Source organism: Acetomicrobium mobile (assembly GCF_937920065.1).
The window spans coordinates 1-1,083 of the sequence record NZ_CALETC010000104.1 but is presented as its reverse complement, the minus strand read 5'-3'; the positions used below and the strand labels follow the sequence as shown (position 1 = coordinate 1,083).

Below are 1,083 nucleotides of genomic sequence, written 5' to 3'. Positions count from 1 at the left end.
CGGTATAGCAAAGTAAGAGGTGCATAATTTGAAAATAAACCAGCTCAAAGCAGGTATCATTTTATCATACACGTCGATGGGAGTGGGTTACGCCATTTCCATAATTTACACCCCCATCATGCTTCGCCTATTAGGGCAAAGCGAGTACGGCCTCTACAATTTTGTCTCTTCTATCGTGGCATATCTGGGCCTTTTAAATTTCGGGTTCGGAAGCGCTTACGTCAGATATTATTCAAGATACAAGGTCGCGGACGACAGGCAAAATATAGCGAAACTGAACGGGATGTTTTTAATCATCTTTTCCGTTATCGGGCTTATCGCCTTATTGGCAGGAACGATACTTGCATTGAACACGGAGGCAATTTTAGGCAAACAGCTCAGCAGCATCGAGCTTCATAGGGCAAAGATCCTGATGTTAATCATGGTGATTAACATAGCGATTTCATTTCCCGGCGTCGTCTTTAATTCGCACATCACCGCCAACGAACAATTCATATTTCAAAAATTCCTGCAAATGATAAAGGTAGTTGTAAACCCCCTTCTTGTACTTCCCGTGCTGCTTTTAGGATACGGTTCAGTCGGAATGGTAGTCGTAACGACCATCTTAAACCTCTCAATAGAAATAGCTAATGTTGTATTTTGCTTTAAAAAGTTAGATATGCAATTTTCCTTCAGACATTTCGATTTTTCCTTGATGAGGGAGATGACCCTATTTTCATCCTTCATATTCATAAATATGATAACGGATCAGATCAACTGGAACATTGACAAGTTCATCTTGGGCAGGTTTTACGGAACGATCATCGTCGCAATATACGGACTGGCCGCACAAATAAACACCTATTACATGTCGCTGTCTACAGCCATATCAAACGTTTTTATACCCAAGGTGAACAAAATGGTCGCTATGAATTGCGACGACAGAGAGTTAACGCAGTTGTTTACAAAGATCGGCAGGGTGCAGTTCATATTGCTTGCTTTTATATTTATTGGCTTTGTCTGCTTTGGCCGTCCTTTCATCAACATGTGGGCCGGAAGAAATTACGACGATTCGTATCCGATAGCCTTGTTGCTCATTTTGCC

The 1,083-nt window shown here is 41.6% G+C and carries 1 protein-coding gene; it reads left to right on the top strand.

The features are described from left to right. Nucleotides 1-28 precede the first annotated feature (28 nt). Nucleotides 29-1,083, top strand: a 1,055-nt coding sequence (locus tag Q7P41_RS04445) for an oligosaccharide flippase family protein (protein ID WP_303882447.1), incomplete at its 3' end; no start/stop codon positions are given.